The 15612-nt window shown below is 35.8% G+C and carries 19 protein-coding genes and 6 pseudogenes; 21 read left to right on the top strand and 4 right to left on the bottom strand.

The window, feature by feature from the left end; all coding sequences use genetic code 11:
* Positions 1 to 79 precede the first annotated feature (79 nt).
* The 9 genes and pseudogenes from AAGD89_RS01615 (at position 80) to AAGD89_RS01575 (ending at position 5059) form a co-directional block, all read left to right on the top strand.
* Complete coding sequence (locus tag AAGD89_RS01615; RefSeq protein ID WP_341808562.1) at positions 80 to 394, top strand: hypothetical protein; 315 nt, start codon at positions 80 to 82, stop codon at positions 392 to 394.
* Position 395: 1 nt separating this feature from the next.
* A complete protein-coding gene (locus AAGD89_RS01610) occupies positions 396 to 911 on the top strand; it encodes a phage tail protein (RefSeq protein ID WP_341808891.1) in 516 nt (171 codons plus the stop codon).
* Positions 908 to 1381 carry a hypothetical protein gene (locus AAGD89_RS01605; protein WP_341808561.1) on the top strand — a complete coding sequence of 158 codons (474 nt, stop codon included), beginning with the start codon at positions 908 to 910 and terminating at the stop codon, positions 1379 to 1381. Before AAGD89_RS01610 ends, AAGD89_RS01605 begins: the two co-directional genes overlap by 4 nt.
* Positions 1368 to 1832: a phage baseplate assembly protein V gene (locus AAGD89_RS01600; protein ID WP_341808560.1), complete on the top strand. Its 465-nt coding sequence runs from the start codon at positions 1368 to 1370 to the stop codon at positions 1830 to 1832. Before AAGD89_RS01605 ends, AAGD89_RS01600 begins: the two co-directional genes overlap by 14 nt.
* 7 nt (positions 1833 to 1839) lie before the next feature.
* Complete coding sequence (locus AAGD89_RS01595) at positions 1840 to 2094, top strand: hypothetical protein (protein WP_341808559.1); 255 nt, start codon at positions 1840 to 1842, stop codon at positions 2092 to 2094.
* 88 nt (positions 2095 to 2182) lie between these two features.
* On the top strand, positions 2183 to 2719 hold the full coding sequence (locus AAGD89_RS01590) for an ankyrin repeat domain-containing protein (protein WP_341808558.1): 537 nt from the start codon (positions 2183 to 2185) through the stop codon (positions 2717 to 2719).
* Between the two features lie 35 nt (positions 2720 to 2754).
* Positions 2755 to 3090 (top strand): GPW/gp25 family protein, encoded by a 336-nt coding sequence (locus AAGD89_RS01585; RefSeq protein ID WP_341808557.1) that lies wholly within the window; start codon positions 2755 to 2757, stop codon positions 3088 to 3090.
* 2 nt (positions 3091 to 3092) lie between these two features.
* On the top strand, positions 3093 to 3899 hold the full coding sequence (locus AAGD89_RS01580; RefSeq protein ID WP_341808556.1) for a baseplate J/gp47 family protein: 807 nt from the start codon (positions 3093 to 3095) through the stop codon (positions 3897 to 3899).
* Positions 3899 to 5059 (top strand): annotated as a pseudogene (locus AAGD89_RS01575) (phage tail protein). The gene AAGD89_RS01580 and the pseudogene AAGD89_RS01575 overlap by 1 nt, the downstream one beginning before the upstream one ends.
* Here AAGD89_RS01575 and AAGD89_RS01570 read toward each other — a convergent pair.
* Entirely contained in the window at positions 5046 to 5336 is a 291-nt protein-coding gene (locus AAGD89_RS01570; protein ID WP_341808361.1) for an HU family DNA-binding protein, read from the bottom strand. The pseudogene AAGD89_RS01575 and the gene AAGD89_RS01570 overlap by 14 nt on opposite strands.
* A 174-nt stretch (positions 5337 to 5510) precedes the next feature.
* On the opposite strand from AAGD89_RS01570, the gene AAGD89_RS01565 reads away from it, so the two are divergent.
* Positions 5511 to 5876: an ankyrin repeat domain-containing protein gene (locus tag AAGD89_RS01565; RefSeq protein WP_341808555.1), complete on the top strand. Its 366-nt coding sequence runs from the start codon at positions 5511 to 5513 to the stop codon at positions 5874 to 5876.
* A gap of 35 nt (positions 5877 to 5911) precedes the next feature.
* Here the strand turns inward: AAGD89_RS01565 and AAGD89_RS01560 are convergent.
* Positions 5912 to 6745: pseudogene (locus AAGD89_RS01560) on the bottom strand (transposase).
* Positions 6746 to 6858: 113 nt separating this feature from the next.
* On the opposite strand from AAGD89_RS01560, the pseudogene AAGD89_RS01555 reads away from it, so the two are divergent.
* The 9 genes and pseudogenes from AAGD89_RS01555 to AAGD89_RS01515 form a co-directional block, all read left to right on the top strand.
* Positions 6859 to 6978 (top strand): annotated as a pseudogene (locus tag AAGD89_RS01555) (ankyrin repeat domain-containing protein); the annotation flags it as partial.
* On the top strand, positions 6976 to 7188 hold the full coding sequence (locus AAGD89_RS01550; RefSeq protein WP_341808890.1) for a hypothetical protein: 213 nt from the start codon (positions 6976 to 6978) through the stop codon (positions 7186 to 7188). The pseudogene AAGD89_RS01555 and the gene AAGD89_RS01550, both read left to right, overlap by 3 nt.
* 124 nt (positions 7189 to 7312) lie before the next feature.
* Entirely contained in the window at positions 7313 to 7489 is a 177-nt protein-coding gene (locus AAGD89_RS01545; RefSeq protein WP_341808554.1) for a hypothetical protein, read from the top strand.
* A gap of 4 nt (positions 7490 to 7493) precedes the next feature.
* Entirely contained in the window at positions 7494 to 7769 is a 276-nt protein-coding gene (locus tag AAGD89_RS01540; RefSeq protein ID WP_341808553.1) for a hypothetical protein, read from the top strand.
* A pseudogene (locus AAGD89_RS01535) lies at positions 7762 to 8300 on the top strand (DUF2924 domain-containing protein). The gene AAGD89_RS01540 and the pseudogene AAGD89_RS01535 overlap by 8 nt, the downstream one beginning before the upstream one ends.
* A 641-nt stretch (positions 8301 to 8941) precedes the next feature.
* Positions 8942 to 9601 (top strand): annotated as a pseudogene (locus AAGD89_RS01530) (reverse transcriptase domain-containing protein); the annotation flags it as partial.
* Positions 9602 to 9781: 180 nt separating this feature from the next.
* A complete protein-coding gene (locus tag AAGD89_RS01525; RefSeq protein ID WP_341808889.1) occupies positions 9782 to 10222 on the top strand; it encodes a group II intron maturase-specific domain-containing protein in 441 nt (146 codons plus the stop codon).
* A gap of 7 nt (positions 10223 to 10229) precedes the next feature.
* Complete coding sequence (locus tag AAGD89_RS01520; RefSeq protein WP_341808552.1) at positions 10230 to 10931, top strand: recombinase family protein; 702 nt, start codon at positions 10230 to 10232, stop codon at positions 10929 to 10931.
* Positions 10901 to 11854: a recombinase zinc beta ribbon domain-containing protein gene (locus AAGD89_RS01515; protein ID WP_341808551.1), complete on the top strand. Its 954-nt coding sequence runs from the start codon at positions 10901 to 10903 to the stop codon at positions 11852 to 11854. The genes AAGD89_RS01520 and AAGD89_RS01515 overlap by 31 nt, the downstream gene beginning before the upstream one ends.
* A gap of 831 nt (positions 11855 to 12685) precedes the next feature.
* On the opposite strand, the gene AAGD89_RS01510 is transcribed toward AAGD89_RS01515, so the two are convergent.
* Positions 12686 to 12985 carry a transposase gene (locus AAGD89_RS01510; RefSeq protein ID WP_341808550.1) on the bottom strand — a complete coding sequence of 100 codons (300 nt, stop codon included), beginning with the start codon at positions 12983 to 12985 and terminating at the stop codon, positions 12686 to 12688.
* A gap of 38 nt (positions 12986 to 13023) precedes the next feature.
* Entirely contained in the window at positions 13024 to 13605 is a 582-nt protein-coding gene (locus AAGD89_RS01505) for an IS110 family transposase (protein ID WP_341808549.1), read from the bottom strand.
* Between the two features lie 229 nt (positions 13606 to 13834).
* Between AAGD89_RS01505 and AAGD89_RS01500 the strand changes: the two genes are divergently transcribed.
* Positions 13835 to 14701, top strand: a complete 867-nt coding sequence (locus AAGD89_RS01500; RefSeq protein WP_341808548.1) for an ankyrin repeat domain-containing protein — start codon at positions 13835 to 13837, stop codon at positions 14699 to 14701.
* Between the two features lie 56 nt (positions 14702 to 14757).
* Positions 14758 to 15591, top strand: a pseudogene (locus AAGD89_RS01495) (transposase).
* The last annotated feature ends 21 nt before the right edge of the window (positions 15592 to 15612 follow it).

The following is a 15612-nucleotide window of genomic DNA, read 5'->3' as shown; positions in this document are numbered from 1 at the left end:
GAGGTAAAACTCATTACAGATTGCTTCCTACACCTGGGCACTGAGTATTATATCAATTAAAGAATATAAAACAAAAGTTATGTTTAAAAATATTCAAAAATTATTTATGGATTGCTTTGAATATCTAGGGATGGAAGCAACATATTGTAACAAAAATAAGGAAGCCATCTGTAAAATAAAAGCTCTGGTTAAACGTCCAGATAGCACGTACCACTTAGGAAATGATGGAACATTAACCCAGCAAATTGCTTCTATAGAAATACGTAGCCAAGACATTACTTTCCTTAGTGTAGGAGATTATATAAAAATTAGTGATAAATTCTATAGGATTTTTCAGCCACCACTAAAAGATCTTTCAAATAACTTATGGGAAATACAAGCGATTGAGGCTTAAAATATTTAACATTAAAACTAGCAATGTTAACCAAATTGTTAGTAGCATTGATAGCCAAGAATCAAAAGTAAGACTTGCGGCTGTAAGAGCACTAAACAAAACAGCACTTTGGCTAAAATCACAAGCTGCTAAAGAGATTAGCAAAGAAAAGCAAATAAAACTAACGGTAATGAGGAAAAGGCTGAGGATTATTAAAGCCAGAGCAAGCACGTTAGAAGTTATAATTAAAGCAAACCTTTATGATGTTAAAGCTCATTTACTTGGAAACATAAAGCAAACAAGCACAGGGTCAAAAGCCGGAAAACATATGTTCACTAATGCATTTATAGCAACTATGCCAAAAGGACACCGTGGCATTTTTAAACGAAAAGGGAAAACTGCATTACCAATTCAAGAGGTTAAACTACCACTAGAGCCTGAGGCTTCTAAAATAATTAAGGAGCTTGTAATTCATGAAGTTGAGGCGGTATTTGAAAAGTTTTTCCAGCGTGAATTGAATTATATTGCAAAAGTATGAATTGGGATGATTTACATAATGCAATTTGCTCTACGCTAAAGGCAGAAATACCTGCTATACAAACATGTGAAGTATATCCAACAATAAGGAAAGAATTAATAGCTCCAGCAGTATTCATAGAACTTAGCAGCTTTGAAAAAGGAAATGATCCTGGAACTGGTGAGTTTGCATTGAGGGCTAGGTTTGAGGCAAGGGTAGTTGTTGATTCTACGATAGAAAATGCTCCGATAGTTGTGAGATCTTTAGCTGCTGAGGTTGCAAAAGTTGTAAATAAGAACACCTGGGGAATGGGCGTCTCACCAGCAGAATTTATATCAGCAGAAATTGACGGATTTAGACCGGAATTGGATGCATATTTAGTGTGGCTTGTAGAATGGGTTCATGAAGTACACTTAGGACAATCGATTTGGGATGAAGGAAAAATAAAACCTCATGTAATTGATATAGGAAACGTACATGTTGGAAAGTAATTTTGCCATTTCAGAGTTACAGAGAAAATTAGCTAATATCGTTCGAATAGGTCTAGTCAAAGAAATAGATTATGAAACTGCAAAAGTAAGAGTGAAGATAGGAGAATTTTTAACAGATTGGATTCCATGGATAACAAGTAGAGCAGGAGAAGATAGAAGTTGGCTTCCACCGAGTATTGACGAGCAGGTAGTAGTATTATCGCCACTGGGTGAACTATCGCTTGGGATTGTATTACCTGCAATTTATCAGCAAAAGTATCCCGCGCCAGAAAGAAGCAAAATGATTAACAGTTTAGTGTTTCAAGATGGAAGCAAAGTATCATATGACAAAAAAGATCATCATTTAGAGATCACTGTAGCAGATAAAATCACTCTAAAAGTGGGAGAATCAGAAATAGAAATGACAAAGAATGGTATAAAACTTAAGGTAAAAAGAATAGATCTTAATTAGAGGAAAAATGAGCAAAGGAGTTGTACGTTTAGGAGATCATTGCACAGAAGCTTCACCACATTTTTGCATAGGTGGAAGTAATAATGTTTTTGTTAATGGAAAATCCATTTGTTGCCAAGGAGATAATTTTACGGAGGGCAAAACTTTAACAGGAGGGTCAAGGACAGTGTTTGCAAATGATTATGGAGTGGCAAGAATTGGTGATTTAGTTACCTGTGGATTCAAGGTAAAAAATGGGAGCAGCAATGTATTTGTAGGTTAGAAAATGCTAAATGAAATACATGAACTGTAAGGAAAAATTAAACAAATTTTGATTTTATATAAATTTAGGTATAAGAATAGGAGTATAAATGGCAAGTAATTTGAAAAAAGTCATACTATCTACAGTATATTGCACTCTATGTGTATTTTGCTTAAGTAGTAGTAAAGTTTTAGCCGTTTTTTGGGCAGACAGAAATCCAGTTGATAATTATGCTCATATAGCATATATTGCAGTAAAGCACTGCAACACAGAGATTCTAGAGTTTTTAGTAGGAAACTTAGTAGATGTAAATTATGGGGATACTAATAAAACAACACTTTTGCATTATTCTATGGGAAGAAGTTGTCATGAAGTAAAAGAAATCTTAATAAAGAAAGGTGCAGATGTTAATGCCATTGAATCTACAACTGGATTTACGCCATTACACAAAGCTGCGATGGAAGGTGATATAAGGGGCGTTAGACTATTACTAGAAAAAGGTGCAGATCCTTATATCAAAGAGAAATTTAATGGACTTATGCCACTAGACCTAGCGATGAGCACATTAAGGCATCTAGAAGGAAAAGAAGTAAGGCCTAATCAAGAACAAAGAACTCAGAGAAAAATAGTGGAGCTACTTTCTTAATTTTATCTTAAAAAACATCAATAAAGCTTTTACGAATGAAAGGGACGGATGCAAGAACTGGAAAGGAGTTGGAAGGGTTAGATCATCTAAAACAATCCATAGTTGATATCTTAACCACTCCGACAGGATCACGTATTATGCACAGAGATTATGGTTCAAGGTTGCTTGAGTTAGTTGATAAACCAATAAATAGAGACTGTTCTTTGGAACTCTATGCGGCTGTAGCAGAGGCTCTAGAAAAATGGGAAAGAAGATTTAAACTTGAAAAAGTAAAAATTACAGAGGTAAAAGAAGGAAGAGTAATACTGAATTTGGAAGGCATTTATCTTCCAGAAGGCAAATTCATAAATATTAGTGGAATAATTGTTTAGAAATGCAGACACCTAATGTTATTGAAAAGCTGAGCTATGAGGAGATCTTATCCAGGATGAAAGAAGAATTGATACATCGTGATCCAACGTTTTCAGCACTGACAGAAACTGATCCGGCAATAAAAATTTTAGAAATAGCGGCCTGGAGAGAGCTTTTGCTAAGACAGAGGATTAATGAAGCAGCAAAAGCAAATCTGCTCCGTTTTGCAACAGGAATTGACCTTGATCACTTAGCTGAATTTTATGGCGTTGAGCGAAAAGATGAGGAAGATGATGAGCGTTTTAGAAAAAGGGTTAAAGCTAAAATAGTTGGCTGGAGCACTGGAGGCAGTAAGGAACATTATCGCTTTTATGCACTCTCAACTGATATCAGAGTTAAGGATGCACTAGTTGAATCGCTAATACCAGGAAGTGTACAAATTTCAATATTATCTAAAGATGGAGTGCCTTCAGAAGAGCTTCTGGATACTGTAAGAAAACAAGTTAATAGGGATGATGTTCGTGTTCTAACCGATACAGTCGAAGTTGTTAGCTGCAAGATTATTCCTATAGACATTTATGCCAAAATTAGCATTCATCCTATGACACCACAAGACATTATTGAAGCAGCTAAAAGACAATTGATTGAAAAGTTTGAGTCATCCAAAGGTTTAGGTTGGGATATAACTAGATCGTGGATAATAGCCAGTCTTTTTGTGGAAGGAATACAAAATATAGAACTAGTAGAACCAAGTATAGATGTTACTGTTGAAGGCAATGAATGTTCTTGTTTAGATAACTTAAAAGTCGAATTAATGGGTAAAAATTAATGTTGTTACCTCCAAACAGATCAAAACTAGAGCAAGCATTAGTAGATGCAGTTGATTACAAAGTTGATCCAAATTGTGTAAGAGGGTTGAAATTCAGCCTTCAAGAAAAAACACTACCATGGCTAATTGAGGAATATGGGCTTGGAGAAGTTTTGTCGTGGGTAAAAGACAAAAAGAAAGCAGTAAGTGAAGGAGTAAAGTTTCAAAGATTAAGGGGAACACCTGCATCATTAAAAATAGCGCTGAAATGGGCAAATATAGAAGATATTTCGATTATTGAAGAGCCACCTGGCAAACACTTTTTTGAGCTGCAAGTAGGTATAAAGGATGTGCCAAATGATTTTTTCGTTGATACGGTTGTAGAGCTAGCAAAGCTTTCGTTGCCAGCAAGATCCAGGTTAATGAGGATTTTTAATAATCACTACAATATTCAAAGGTTCATACTGGATGAAAGTCCTTTTGGAAGTATATTGTCTGATTACTCTGGAATTCAGGTTGAAAAAGATGGGCCAGTGTTGTCGTTTGGTCGGAAGAATTCATTTGAGCTGAAAGTTTCGAATCCAACTTTTAAATTTAGTACATTTCGTTTTCATTATGAGCAAGCGTTAAGTAATGATCTGTATAGATTAGATGTTGCAATACTTGGAGAAACAGATCCACATACAAAGAACTATAATGGTATATATGAGCGAGATCACCTATAGTATAACTTTAAAGCCCTTTATCCTTTGCCACAAAGTGTATTGCCAGCAATTAAATTTTCTAAAGCACAAATAGTGTTATCTGATAGCTGGAATCTTGGAGACGTCAATGCCTGCCTACCTGTTTGCTATAATGAGGAAGTAGGAGATAAATTTACTTTAGGGAGTAGCAAGCTTTCTGAACAAATTTGGAATTTTAAATACACGCCAATTTTAGAAAGATTCAGCGTTACCTATCACTACAAGGCAGAGAATTTTACTGATCAGAAAATTACAGAATCTAATTTAACAGAATACTACGTTAGCTGTGAAAATAATTCAGATCCAAAACAAGATGATCCAATTCATGAGCTAGAAAACCATATTATAGTATTTTATCCGGGTGTAGTTTTATGGCACGAACATAAGCATTTGAATCGGCCTTGGAAAAACACACAATCAATTGTTATGTTTCGTTGATAGATTCTTTTAGTGCTTCACTTATGCTGAATTTGATTCCTTTATGTTGTGGTATAGTCATAAGCTCACCGGTCTGTGGATTACGTGATTTTCTTTCTTTGCGATCTACAGTATGTAAAGTGCCAATTTTTTGCAGATTAAGCCTATATCCGTCAGATAAAGCGCATTTCGCAACATCAAGGATAGCATCGTATATTTCATCTACAGTAGCTTTCTTGATAGATAATTTTTTTGCAACTTCATCAACAATGTAAGTTTTACCACAAATTTTACTCATAAGATCCACCAAATTTCTAGAAATAGGATATTTGTCTTCCATAGTCAAAGGTTTTTTCAGCTAAAATATCATTTATTCAATATGTTAATAATATATAACAATATCCTAATATATATTAAAAAAGTATTAGCGCGCACTCCCTAATTGTGAAAATAACTTGCTTTTCGCTTTTTGATGGAATATAATAAAATAATAGCAGTAAATAAAAGAAAAAAAGCTGCTGTTGAAAGAGGCAATTTTGTGAGGGTAATCATGAGTAAATTAGACAAAAGAATTCAAGAATTATTAGCAAACTCATTTCATGGAATTAATGAACAAGATGAGAGTGGCGAAACTGTACTACATTTAGCAGCAAGATTTTCTGATTATGAAAGAGTAAAACTGCTAATAGAAAAAGGAGCAGATGTTAACGCGAAGAATAATGAAGGAAAAACACCATTACATTCTGCTGCACTCAGTGGGAAAGTAGGAAGTGTGAGTGCAATGATAGAGGCGGGTAGCAATAGATCCCCTGCGAAACAACGTGAAGCAAGTTGCTGATAAAATCTGGTAAGAAATCCCCAGCCCAAAAATTATTAAAAACTATGCCTCAAATTCACAATTCCTGCTATAATATTAAATCTCATGTTGTATTTCTTCTGAAAATTGCGGTAAACATTTGACATTATTTTGAAGATTTTTATCTCGCGAATCTTATTTTCCACACGCATCCTGAACGATGCCAGCTTCCGATTATGCTCCTTTTGCTCCTCCGTTAGTGGCTTTTTACGGTGTTTTTTGTACGGAATCACAACGTTTTTCTGCAGTTTTTGCCAACCTTGATACCCAGAATCGGCATATTTTATGCTATCTTTGGCCAACAATTTTTCCTGTTTCCTTATGCGAAAATCATGCATTCGACCTCTATGCGACTTCGAAATCGACAGAATTTGCCCATTTCCCTCGATCACAATTTCGGTTTTTATTGTGGTTGCTTTCTTTTTTCCGGAATAACTTTTCTTACGTTTTTTGCTGTCTTTCGGCCGCTGTATCGGTTGCTCCGTGACGTCTGCTAAAATTTTTAAAATCCTTTCTGGCGTCAGCGTTCTATCCTTTTTTATAGTAATTTTTTTGGCCAATAATGGCTACATTTTCTTAAAAAGTCGGCAAATATTTGAGTTGTGCAAATTAAACAAAAACCCTAAAAATGGATGCGTTATGTACGTTCTGTAATAAATTAGAACACATAAAATCCTGTCTTCTAGCTCCTCAACATGCGATTTTCTTCCGTGACATTTCTTTTTCGCCTCCATTTTTTCCCACTCTGGACGCACTTTTGCCACAATTTTTTCAAATTCAGATGTTGTGAGCCCTGTCAATTGTCTAAAAATATATGGTGTTCTTGCTATTTTTACGTAACTTATTGCCATCTTCCCTCTCCTAAAACTTTCATTTTACATGCTTTTTAGTCGTTTTTACCTACTTTCTACCTTTTCGCAGGGGGTCTAATGTTAATGCCACTGATTATGAAGGATATACACCACTACACTTAGCAAGCATGATGAGCTGTACAGGTAAAGTAAGGGCACTAATCAACGCTGGAGCAAATGTTAATGCTAAAAGTCATATAGGAAGAACGCCACTACACCAAGCTGTAATTATGAGTGAATTAAAAAATGTTAGAGCAATACTGGAGGCAGGAGGTGATGTAGATGTCAGAGATTATAAGGGATATAGACCAATGGATGTAGCTTATATGGGAAAATTTGAGGAGATAGTGGAGGAGTTGATAGAATATGAAGATAGCAACGAGTTAGCATATAAAGATAGCACCGAATTAGTAGAGCTAAGTAGCAGACAGTACAAATTTTAAAAAAGGAGGGAAAGTAAATTCATATGAGCTTATGTTTTAAAAAACAATCTGTAGAAAAAGAGGTTTTGTCTTTGACAACAGCAAGTTTCATGAATGAAAAAGTGAAGTAAACGTGGGGGATCAAATGGAAATAGTAGGTTTATATATCGCATCAAAAAGGCAAAGGAAACAAATTGAAGAGTTGAAAAATAGGATTATCAAAGATGGACATCAGTTGTTAGAGGAAAATGAATTCATCGGTAAAGCTGATGGAAGTAGTAGGTTTATATATCGTATCAAAAAAGCAAAGGAAACAAATTGAAGAGTTGAAAAATAGGATTATCAAGGAAGGACATAATTTATTGGAGGAAAATGAATTCATCGGTAAAGCTGAGCTGGAGAGCTTAAGATATAAAATAGCGAAAGGTAGAATTGAAAAAATGTATGTATATTCACCAGAGGATTTAGCAAAAGAGTTTAAAGATCAAGTAAACCTACTCAGGGAATTTTGGAAGTCAGGAATAGATGTAATATTTGTAAGTGAGAAGGTAAGAGTAGCAGTTACAGAAGATCTCATTTCTTTCAGAAGCAGCTATGGCTAGTAGGAAAATGGAAATTCATGAGTACAGAGAACACGCAATTAAAAACAAAAATGGGGAGACAATGAATCAATCTGTAGAACAAGAGATTTCATCTTTGTTTGGAAAAACAGCACAAGAGTTACGTAAGGTATGGAAGAAGTATTTTCCATCAGAAGCACCGCCATATTATAAGAAATATTTGATAGATAAAATAGCATACAGGATGCAGGAGATAGAATATGGAAAATTATCTAAGGAGGAAGAAAGAAAGCTCAACTCTCTAGCTGATCGAGCAGAACAAGGTAAAAAGGTAAGTGGTGATGAACTTCTGGCAGGGACAAAGCTTATCAAAGAGTACAATGGGAAATACCATGACATTCTAGTAACATGGGGTTTATATATGAAGGGCAATTATTTACATCACTGTCAGCAATAGCAGGGAAAATAACAGGAATGAGCTATAATGGGCCAAAACTTTTTGGCGTGCGCTGCGCTCGATCGTCTAAGTCTTATAAAATTAAGGGAGGTAAAGATGATCTAGCTAATAAATGACCGGTAACTAAAGATGTTACCCCTCTATGACATGAGCATAGATGGAAGGGGATCGCTAGTCAAGACTCTTGATCCGGGAGTTTTGATGGGAAATAGCCGGGCGATCTTAAATGTCCTGAAATTGGGCTGTATACCTGATTGCGGGGCTACCACAGGACCTATGGCGAGGAAGTACAAAGTCTGTGTTGGATGCCTCTGTATTTAATTTCGAACCCTTATTGAGAATTCTTGATAACGGTACAGCGGAGGGAAAAGTGAGAGATCTGGAGTAGCTGCCAAAACTATTCTGGGCATATCCGATTTAGGGTATGACGTTTTACTTACTCATGATTTGTAAGACGGCAGGGTCACTCAGGGGTAAAGCAGACCACCTAAGGGTCCGTAGGTTGTTTATTGGAACGCAGGAACTTCTTTATTGCTGCCAGGTCTGGTAAACAGATTCGGCTAGCTCTTCGGAGTCGAGTGATGGCAATAAAGGAGGGCGGAGTTCTCGTAGTAGTCTGAGGTTGGGAAAGCCAACTACATGGCGAAGGGGAACAGATGTTTTGTAGAGATTATTATTAGTAGGTGAAACAAATGATGGACTTCATTTATCAAGACGACAAATCTTGGCTTCTTGCCAAACAACGTAAACTCTACACGTGGAGTCTAAAGATCGCATTGTCCAAGCTGCTGTTCTTCACTTCCTTGAACCAATTTTCGAGGCTGAATTTCTAGTAGTATCTTATGGTTTTCGCCCAAAGAAAGCCTGCAGAGATGCTATTGAGCATATTCGTAACGCTATACGTCCAACGAAAGCTACTTGTAAAAGTTTACAAGAGGCACCTTATCAATGGGTCATTGAAGGGGATATAAAAGGATGTTTTGACCATATTTATCACAGTCATGTCATGAGTAATCTGAGACGTTGAGTCAAAGATAACAAAGTATGCCGTTTAGTCAAAGCATTTTTGAAAGCCGGCATTCTTGAGGGTGGTGTATACCATAAAGCCCAAAAAGGAACGCCACAAGGAGGCATTTTATCACCACTTTTAGCCAATATTAGTTTATCAAATATTGAAAACTCATATGGTCGGTATGTAAAGTATCCAGTACAGAAAAATGGCCTTCCTTATAAACGCCCTGGAGATGCATTGCGAATATTTCGTCACCTTGAGCGCAAAGCTGGGCGTCCAGTCTATCTTCCTATCCGTTATGCAGATGACTTTGTCATTTTGGTAACTGGTACACAAGAGGACGCTATGCGCGAAAAGACACGTCTCAAGGACACTCTTCTCAAGGACTTAAAATTGTCCCTTTCTGAAGAAAAGACCAAAGTGACGCGTCTGGATGAAGGATTTACATTCCTTAGTCACCGCATACGCCTAAGGTGGGATGATCGTTGGGGATATTGGTCTCGAATCGAAATACCGAAAGAAAAAATTAAAGACTTTCGGTACCAAATCAAGCAGAAAACCCTACGGAAATATTCTCATCTCTCTATGGAAGAGGTCATTAGCATGATTAATCCACTTATACGGGGTTGGGGAAACTTTTATCGCCATTGTCATAACGCTAAACGTGTTTTTACAGCTCTTGATCACTATGTGTGGGATAGGCTGTGGCGATGGTTGAAGAAGAAAAATCCTTACACCTCACAGAGAGTTCTTTATAAACGCTACTGGCGGAAAATAGAGAACAGATCGAGGTATCGGTGGATGAATGTCACGCTGATGGCGGATATTAAAGTAGAACGTCACGATTTGGTTAAGCTACGCTACCCAGACTACGCGTCTGAAACATTGGAAAGCCCGGTGCATAACGAAAGGTGCACGCCGGGTTTGGGAATAGAGGAAGAGAAAACCAATATGAGTAATCATAGAACGGCGTCTCTTCCTCATATTCACTTGAAAAGCAGTAGGAAAGATCTAGCAAGAGTATGAGGAAATAATGGATAAAGAAATAAGATGTGCAATATATACAAGAAAATCTAAAAAAAGTGATCCTGAACAAATCTTGAACAGTTTAGAGGCGCAAAGGATGGTATGTGAAGAATATATCAAAAAGCAACAAGGATTTATAATATTACCAAAGGAGTACGATGATAATGGTAAGTCAGGAGAAAATCTAAAAAGATCAGCGATTAGTGAACTACTTTGTGACATCAAGAAAGGAGAAGTAGACTGTGTGGTAGTATACAAGTTTGATAGGTTATCACGAGATACAGATGACGGAGAAGATATTGGCAAGTTGTTAAGGAAACATAGAATTAGGTTGATAGCAGTAACCCAGCCATTTGACCTGGATACATCGATGGGAAGATTTATGCGAACGATTCTTGCAGGTCAAGCTCAGTGGGAAAGGGCAGTGATAATTGAACGAGTACTAGATAAAATAGCAATGTCCAAACAACAAGGGCTATGGATGGGAGGAACTGTACCACTTGGATATGATGCAAAAGATAAGAAGCTGGTAATCAACGAAGAGGAAGCAGAGGTAGTAAAGCATATTTTTAAAAGATTTATTGAGCTGAAATCAATGACTCTACTAACTAAAGAGTTAAATAACCAGGAATATAGAACAAAAATACGCCTATGTAATCAGGAATACAAGGAGGAAGATTGTTTGGAACAGCAGCAGTACGGGCAATAATAACAAATTTAACATACATAGGAAAGGTAAAACATAAAGATAAGTGCTACCAGGGAATACACGAAGCAATAATAGAAGAAGAAGTGTGGAATAAAGCACAAACTTTAATAGAGAAACGTCCGAATTACAAAGAAAAATATGAGGAAGGAATACTAAAGGGAATAATACGTTGTCAGATGTGTAATGCAAGTATGGTTCCAACATATACCAAGAAACCGAATAAACTCTATAGGTATTACGTATGCGATAATCATGTAGAAAGAAAGCTCTGTCCATTAAGGAACAGAACGATATCAGCAGGGGAAGTGGAAAGGATTGTGATAGAGAAAACGAGGTATGTTAACTCTATTAGAGGTTCAGGGGCATTAGAAGAAATATGGGAAAACTTGTTTCCAATGAAGCAAAAGGAAATAATCAGAAAGTTAGTCAGGATGGTATGGGTGAGAGAAGGTGGAATAGAGTTATTTATTGGAGTAAAGGAGTTAGAAGAGGTGAGAGAGGAGTACCCAACTGATATTGAAACTAAGACGAAACAGGGAGACCGTAGACAATTTGAGGAAGTAAATGGAGAAATATCGCTGTTTGTGCCATGTAAGCTAAGAAGAGAAGCAGGTAAGTGCACGATATTAGAACCAGAAAATGAGCAGTACACAAAGAAAGATAATATTTTACTAAAAGCGCTAGCAAATGCCCATCTATGGCAACGACAGCTCAATAGAGGAAAATATGCGAACATAAGGGAACTTAGGAAAGAAAAGAAGCAGGACCCACATAAAATCTTGAAGCTTAATCTTCTTGCTCCAGAAATAAAGAGGGACATATTAAATGGAAAACAACCAAGGCATTTGAAGTTGGCGGATTTTAAAAAGGAAAAAATACCAATTTTATGGAGTGAACAATTGAAAAAGTTTTATGGCCAATAATAGGCGTTCAAATAAATGTTAATATTCTATATGTTATTATTAATAAATATCAAAAAAAATTGTAAATATAAAATGAAAACCAGAGGAAGGTGAAGAGGCATATAGTGAAAAAACGCCAAGAACTATCAAGGATAAAAAAATACAAACTAAGCAGGAAAAACAGTCAGATAATATAGAATTAGATAATATTTCGGTAATAATAGATGAAATTAAAGAATTGAAAAATGAAACCAAGAAGCCACCGGCGGAGGTTACAGTAACAGAGCTTACGAGATAATAAAGAAGCAAAGTGCAGCCTTATTTCAAGTAAAAAAATAGAACTGGCTATGTTAGCAAGTGCCATAATATACCTGCAATACGGAGGCATGACTGCTCTATTGTTTGCGTGTGCTTTGGTATGCTTAGAAGTAGTTATGTCTAAAAAATCAGATATCTCAACGTCTGAAGTTAAAGAAATGAGTATACCTAAAGAGTATTATTACTGAAAATGAAATTTTGAAAACAGGAGAAATATATAGCAGGCAAAGTTTGTGAAGGTTATTAGATATCTTGTATTCTCATTAGCAGCTAATTTTTCCTATATAGCAGAGAAGCAAGCCCTGGCCTTAAATTGTACAATAAGATTTTCTCTTATCACATCAAAGTAATAGAAAATTTATTCTTAAGTTGGAATAATATGATATACTTATTATAGTATACTATATAAAAAGAATGTAGCAGTTGTGTTAAAAGTCAATAGAAAAATTGATGTAGCTGTGAATAAATACTTAAAGTTTGTGTGGACGTATTTATTCACAGCTACGCTATTACTAGATAGAAGCAGAATTAGGACTATGTTCCTTCTAAAGAGTTAGCAAGAATAAGTAATTTTCTCATGGCAGCAGTAGAAGCAACTTTATATGGTTTTTTGTATTGAACATATAGCCTATCAAAGATAGTTTTTATATAAGAATTCCATTCCCTAGCGCTAAGAATGCACATATGTAAAACTTTCCTAACTTGTGATCTACCACCCTGAATACACCTTTTTCCTTTACTAAAACCACTGTCTCGATTAAAGGGTGCTGTTCCGGAAAGGCTAGATATTTCTTTATGTCTGATAGTCCCTAGTTCTGGTAGATAACAAATCATAATGATAGCTAAGATTGTACCTGCACCTGGCATACTAGTTATTGATATGTATTTTTTTTAAGCTCTTGACTTTGATCAACCAATTCTATCATCTCATCTTCTAAGGATTGGATTTGATTTTGCAAAACAACGAGTAGCTCTTCCATTTGTTTGATTATGGATATATCAGTTACCTGATGAGCTTGAGTTTTTTGTATCTTTGCCATTTCTACTAGTTGATTCCTACGGGATAGCTTTTGTTTCAAGCAGTCAATGCTACTAACTTTTAAAGGGGTAACACGTATATCTGTATTATTAATATAACGTGAGATAACACTACAGTCTATTTTATCAGTTTTAGTAGCAATACCAAGGCTTTTAGCATAATCTCTAACCCATCTTGGTTGAATGACATATACTTCAAAGCCATTGCTTAGTAAAGTGTAGGTGCATAGTTTTTCGTATCCGCCTGTAGCTTCTAATCCAACTTTGATTACATTATGTAAGCGCAAAAAGTCGAGTATTTGATCAATAGCTTGCACGTTATTTTCAAATACTTTATGATGACCAAGTGGATGAATGTGGATATCTAGTTTATTTTTACTGACATCAATGCCAGCAATGATATTTGATAAATTCATAATTCCTCCATAAAAATAATATTTAATACTGCATTTTCCACCCTTATATACGAGCCTAAAAGCTCAATCAGTTGTTCGGAACTTTCAGTATAATAAACAGAGAAGAGAACCTTGCTACAATACGATCCTTATGATCAAGAGGATTGACGGTTCCTCTTCTCTAATATGCCCTTATATTACCACTTTGTAATGTTTATAAAGACTTACTTTTAACATATAAGAGGGTTGTATGGTTGATGAAAATAGAAAGGGTAATAAATTATTTCTAGAAAATATAAAGGAAATTTATTTTGATCATCCGCAGGCAAAAAACTCGACACTGTATGATTTAGCGTGGAGAGAGAAAATAGATGAGTGGCTTTCAGAGGAAGTAGTATTAACAGAAAATCAACACAAGCTAGATCAAGGGTTATTAACAGCACTGAAGAGCATTAATTGCTATTATTTAGATTTCTATAATCATAATGATTTCCTTTATGATCATGCTGATACTAAGCGGCTTGAAGAATTTTTGAATGCTAATAAAAATGATCCAGACCTGCAAGTAGTACTTAACCTAAGAAGAGGAGAAGGAAAAAGAACAGTGTTGGAGAAAATTGCAACACGCAATATTTCGGCAGTATATTTATTTTTAAAGGCGGGGGCAGATCCAAACATTGAAGATAAAAAGGGCAAAACTCCATTACACTGTGCTGCTAAGTATGATAATACCGGCATTGTGGATGTACTGTTGGCAGAAAAATCTATTAATGTGAATACAAAAGATAACCAAGGGAAAACCCCATTACACTATGCTGTCTTTCATTGCCACACCGAGGTTATAAGTAGGCTATTAACAGAAGAAGCTATTGATATTAATGCGCAAGATAACGAAGGAAAAGCACCTTTGCACCATGCTACTTTTTGGGAAGTAGATAATGAAATGATAGATATTTTAGTAAACGGAGGAGCAAAGGTTGATATTCCAGATAATGAAGGTAATACACCGTTACATTATGCAGCCAATTTTGGCTTTGTTGATTCGGTGGGACTTCTTGCAGCAAAAAGCAACAATGTAAATCTCATAAACAAGAATAGACCCCATGCGAAAAGGTAAAAAACAGATGAAAAACATTAAAAAGCATGTAAAATGAAAGTTTTAGAAGAGGGAAGATGGCAATAAGTTACGCAAAAGTTTCAAAGACCCAGTATATTTTCAGGCAATTAACGGGTCTGACAACAGAAGAATTTGAAAAAATTGTGGCAAAAGTGCGTCCAGAGTGGGAAAAAATGGAGGCGAAAAAGAAATGTCACGGAAGAAAATCGCATGTTGAGGAGCTAGAAGACAGGATTTTATGTGTTCTAATTTATTACAGAACGTACATAACGCATCCATTTTTAGGGTTTTTGTTTAATTTGCACAACTCAAATATTTGCCGACTTTTTAAGAAAATGTAGCCATTATTGGCCAAAAAAATTACTATAAAAAAGGATAGAACGCTGACGCCAGAAAGGATTTTAAAAATTTTAGCAGACGTCACGGAGCAACCGATACAGCGGCCGAAAGACAGCAAAAAACGTAAGAAAAGTTATTCCGGAAAAAAGAAAGCAACCACAATAAAAACCGAAATTGTGATCGAGGGAAATGGGCAAATTCTGTCGATTTCGAAGTCGCATAGAGGTCAAATGCATGATTTTCGCATAAGGAAACAGGAAAAATTGTTGGCCAAAGATAGCATAAAATATGCCGATTCTGGGTATCAAGGTTGGCAAAAACTGCAGAAAAACGTTGTGATTCCGTACAAAAAACACCGTAAAAAGCCACTAACGGAGGAGCAAAAGGAGCATAATCGGAAGCTGGCATCGTTCAGGATGCGTGTGGAAAATAAGATTCGCGAGATAAAAATCTTCAAAATAATGTCAAATGTTTACCGCAATTTTCAGAAGAAATACAACATGAGATTTAATATTATAGCAGGAATTGTGAATTTGAGGCATAGTTTTTAATAATTTTTGGGCTGGGGATTT

It is taken from the genome of Wolbachia endosymbiont (group E) of Neria commutata (genome assembly GCF_964026735.1).
Classification (GTDB): Bacteria; Pseudomonadota; Alphaproteobacteria; order Rickettsiales; family Anaplasmataceae; genus Wolbachia.
Note: the sequence above shows the minus strand (reverse complement) of the source record. Positions and strands in the feature narration are given on the sequence as shown.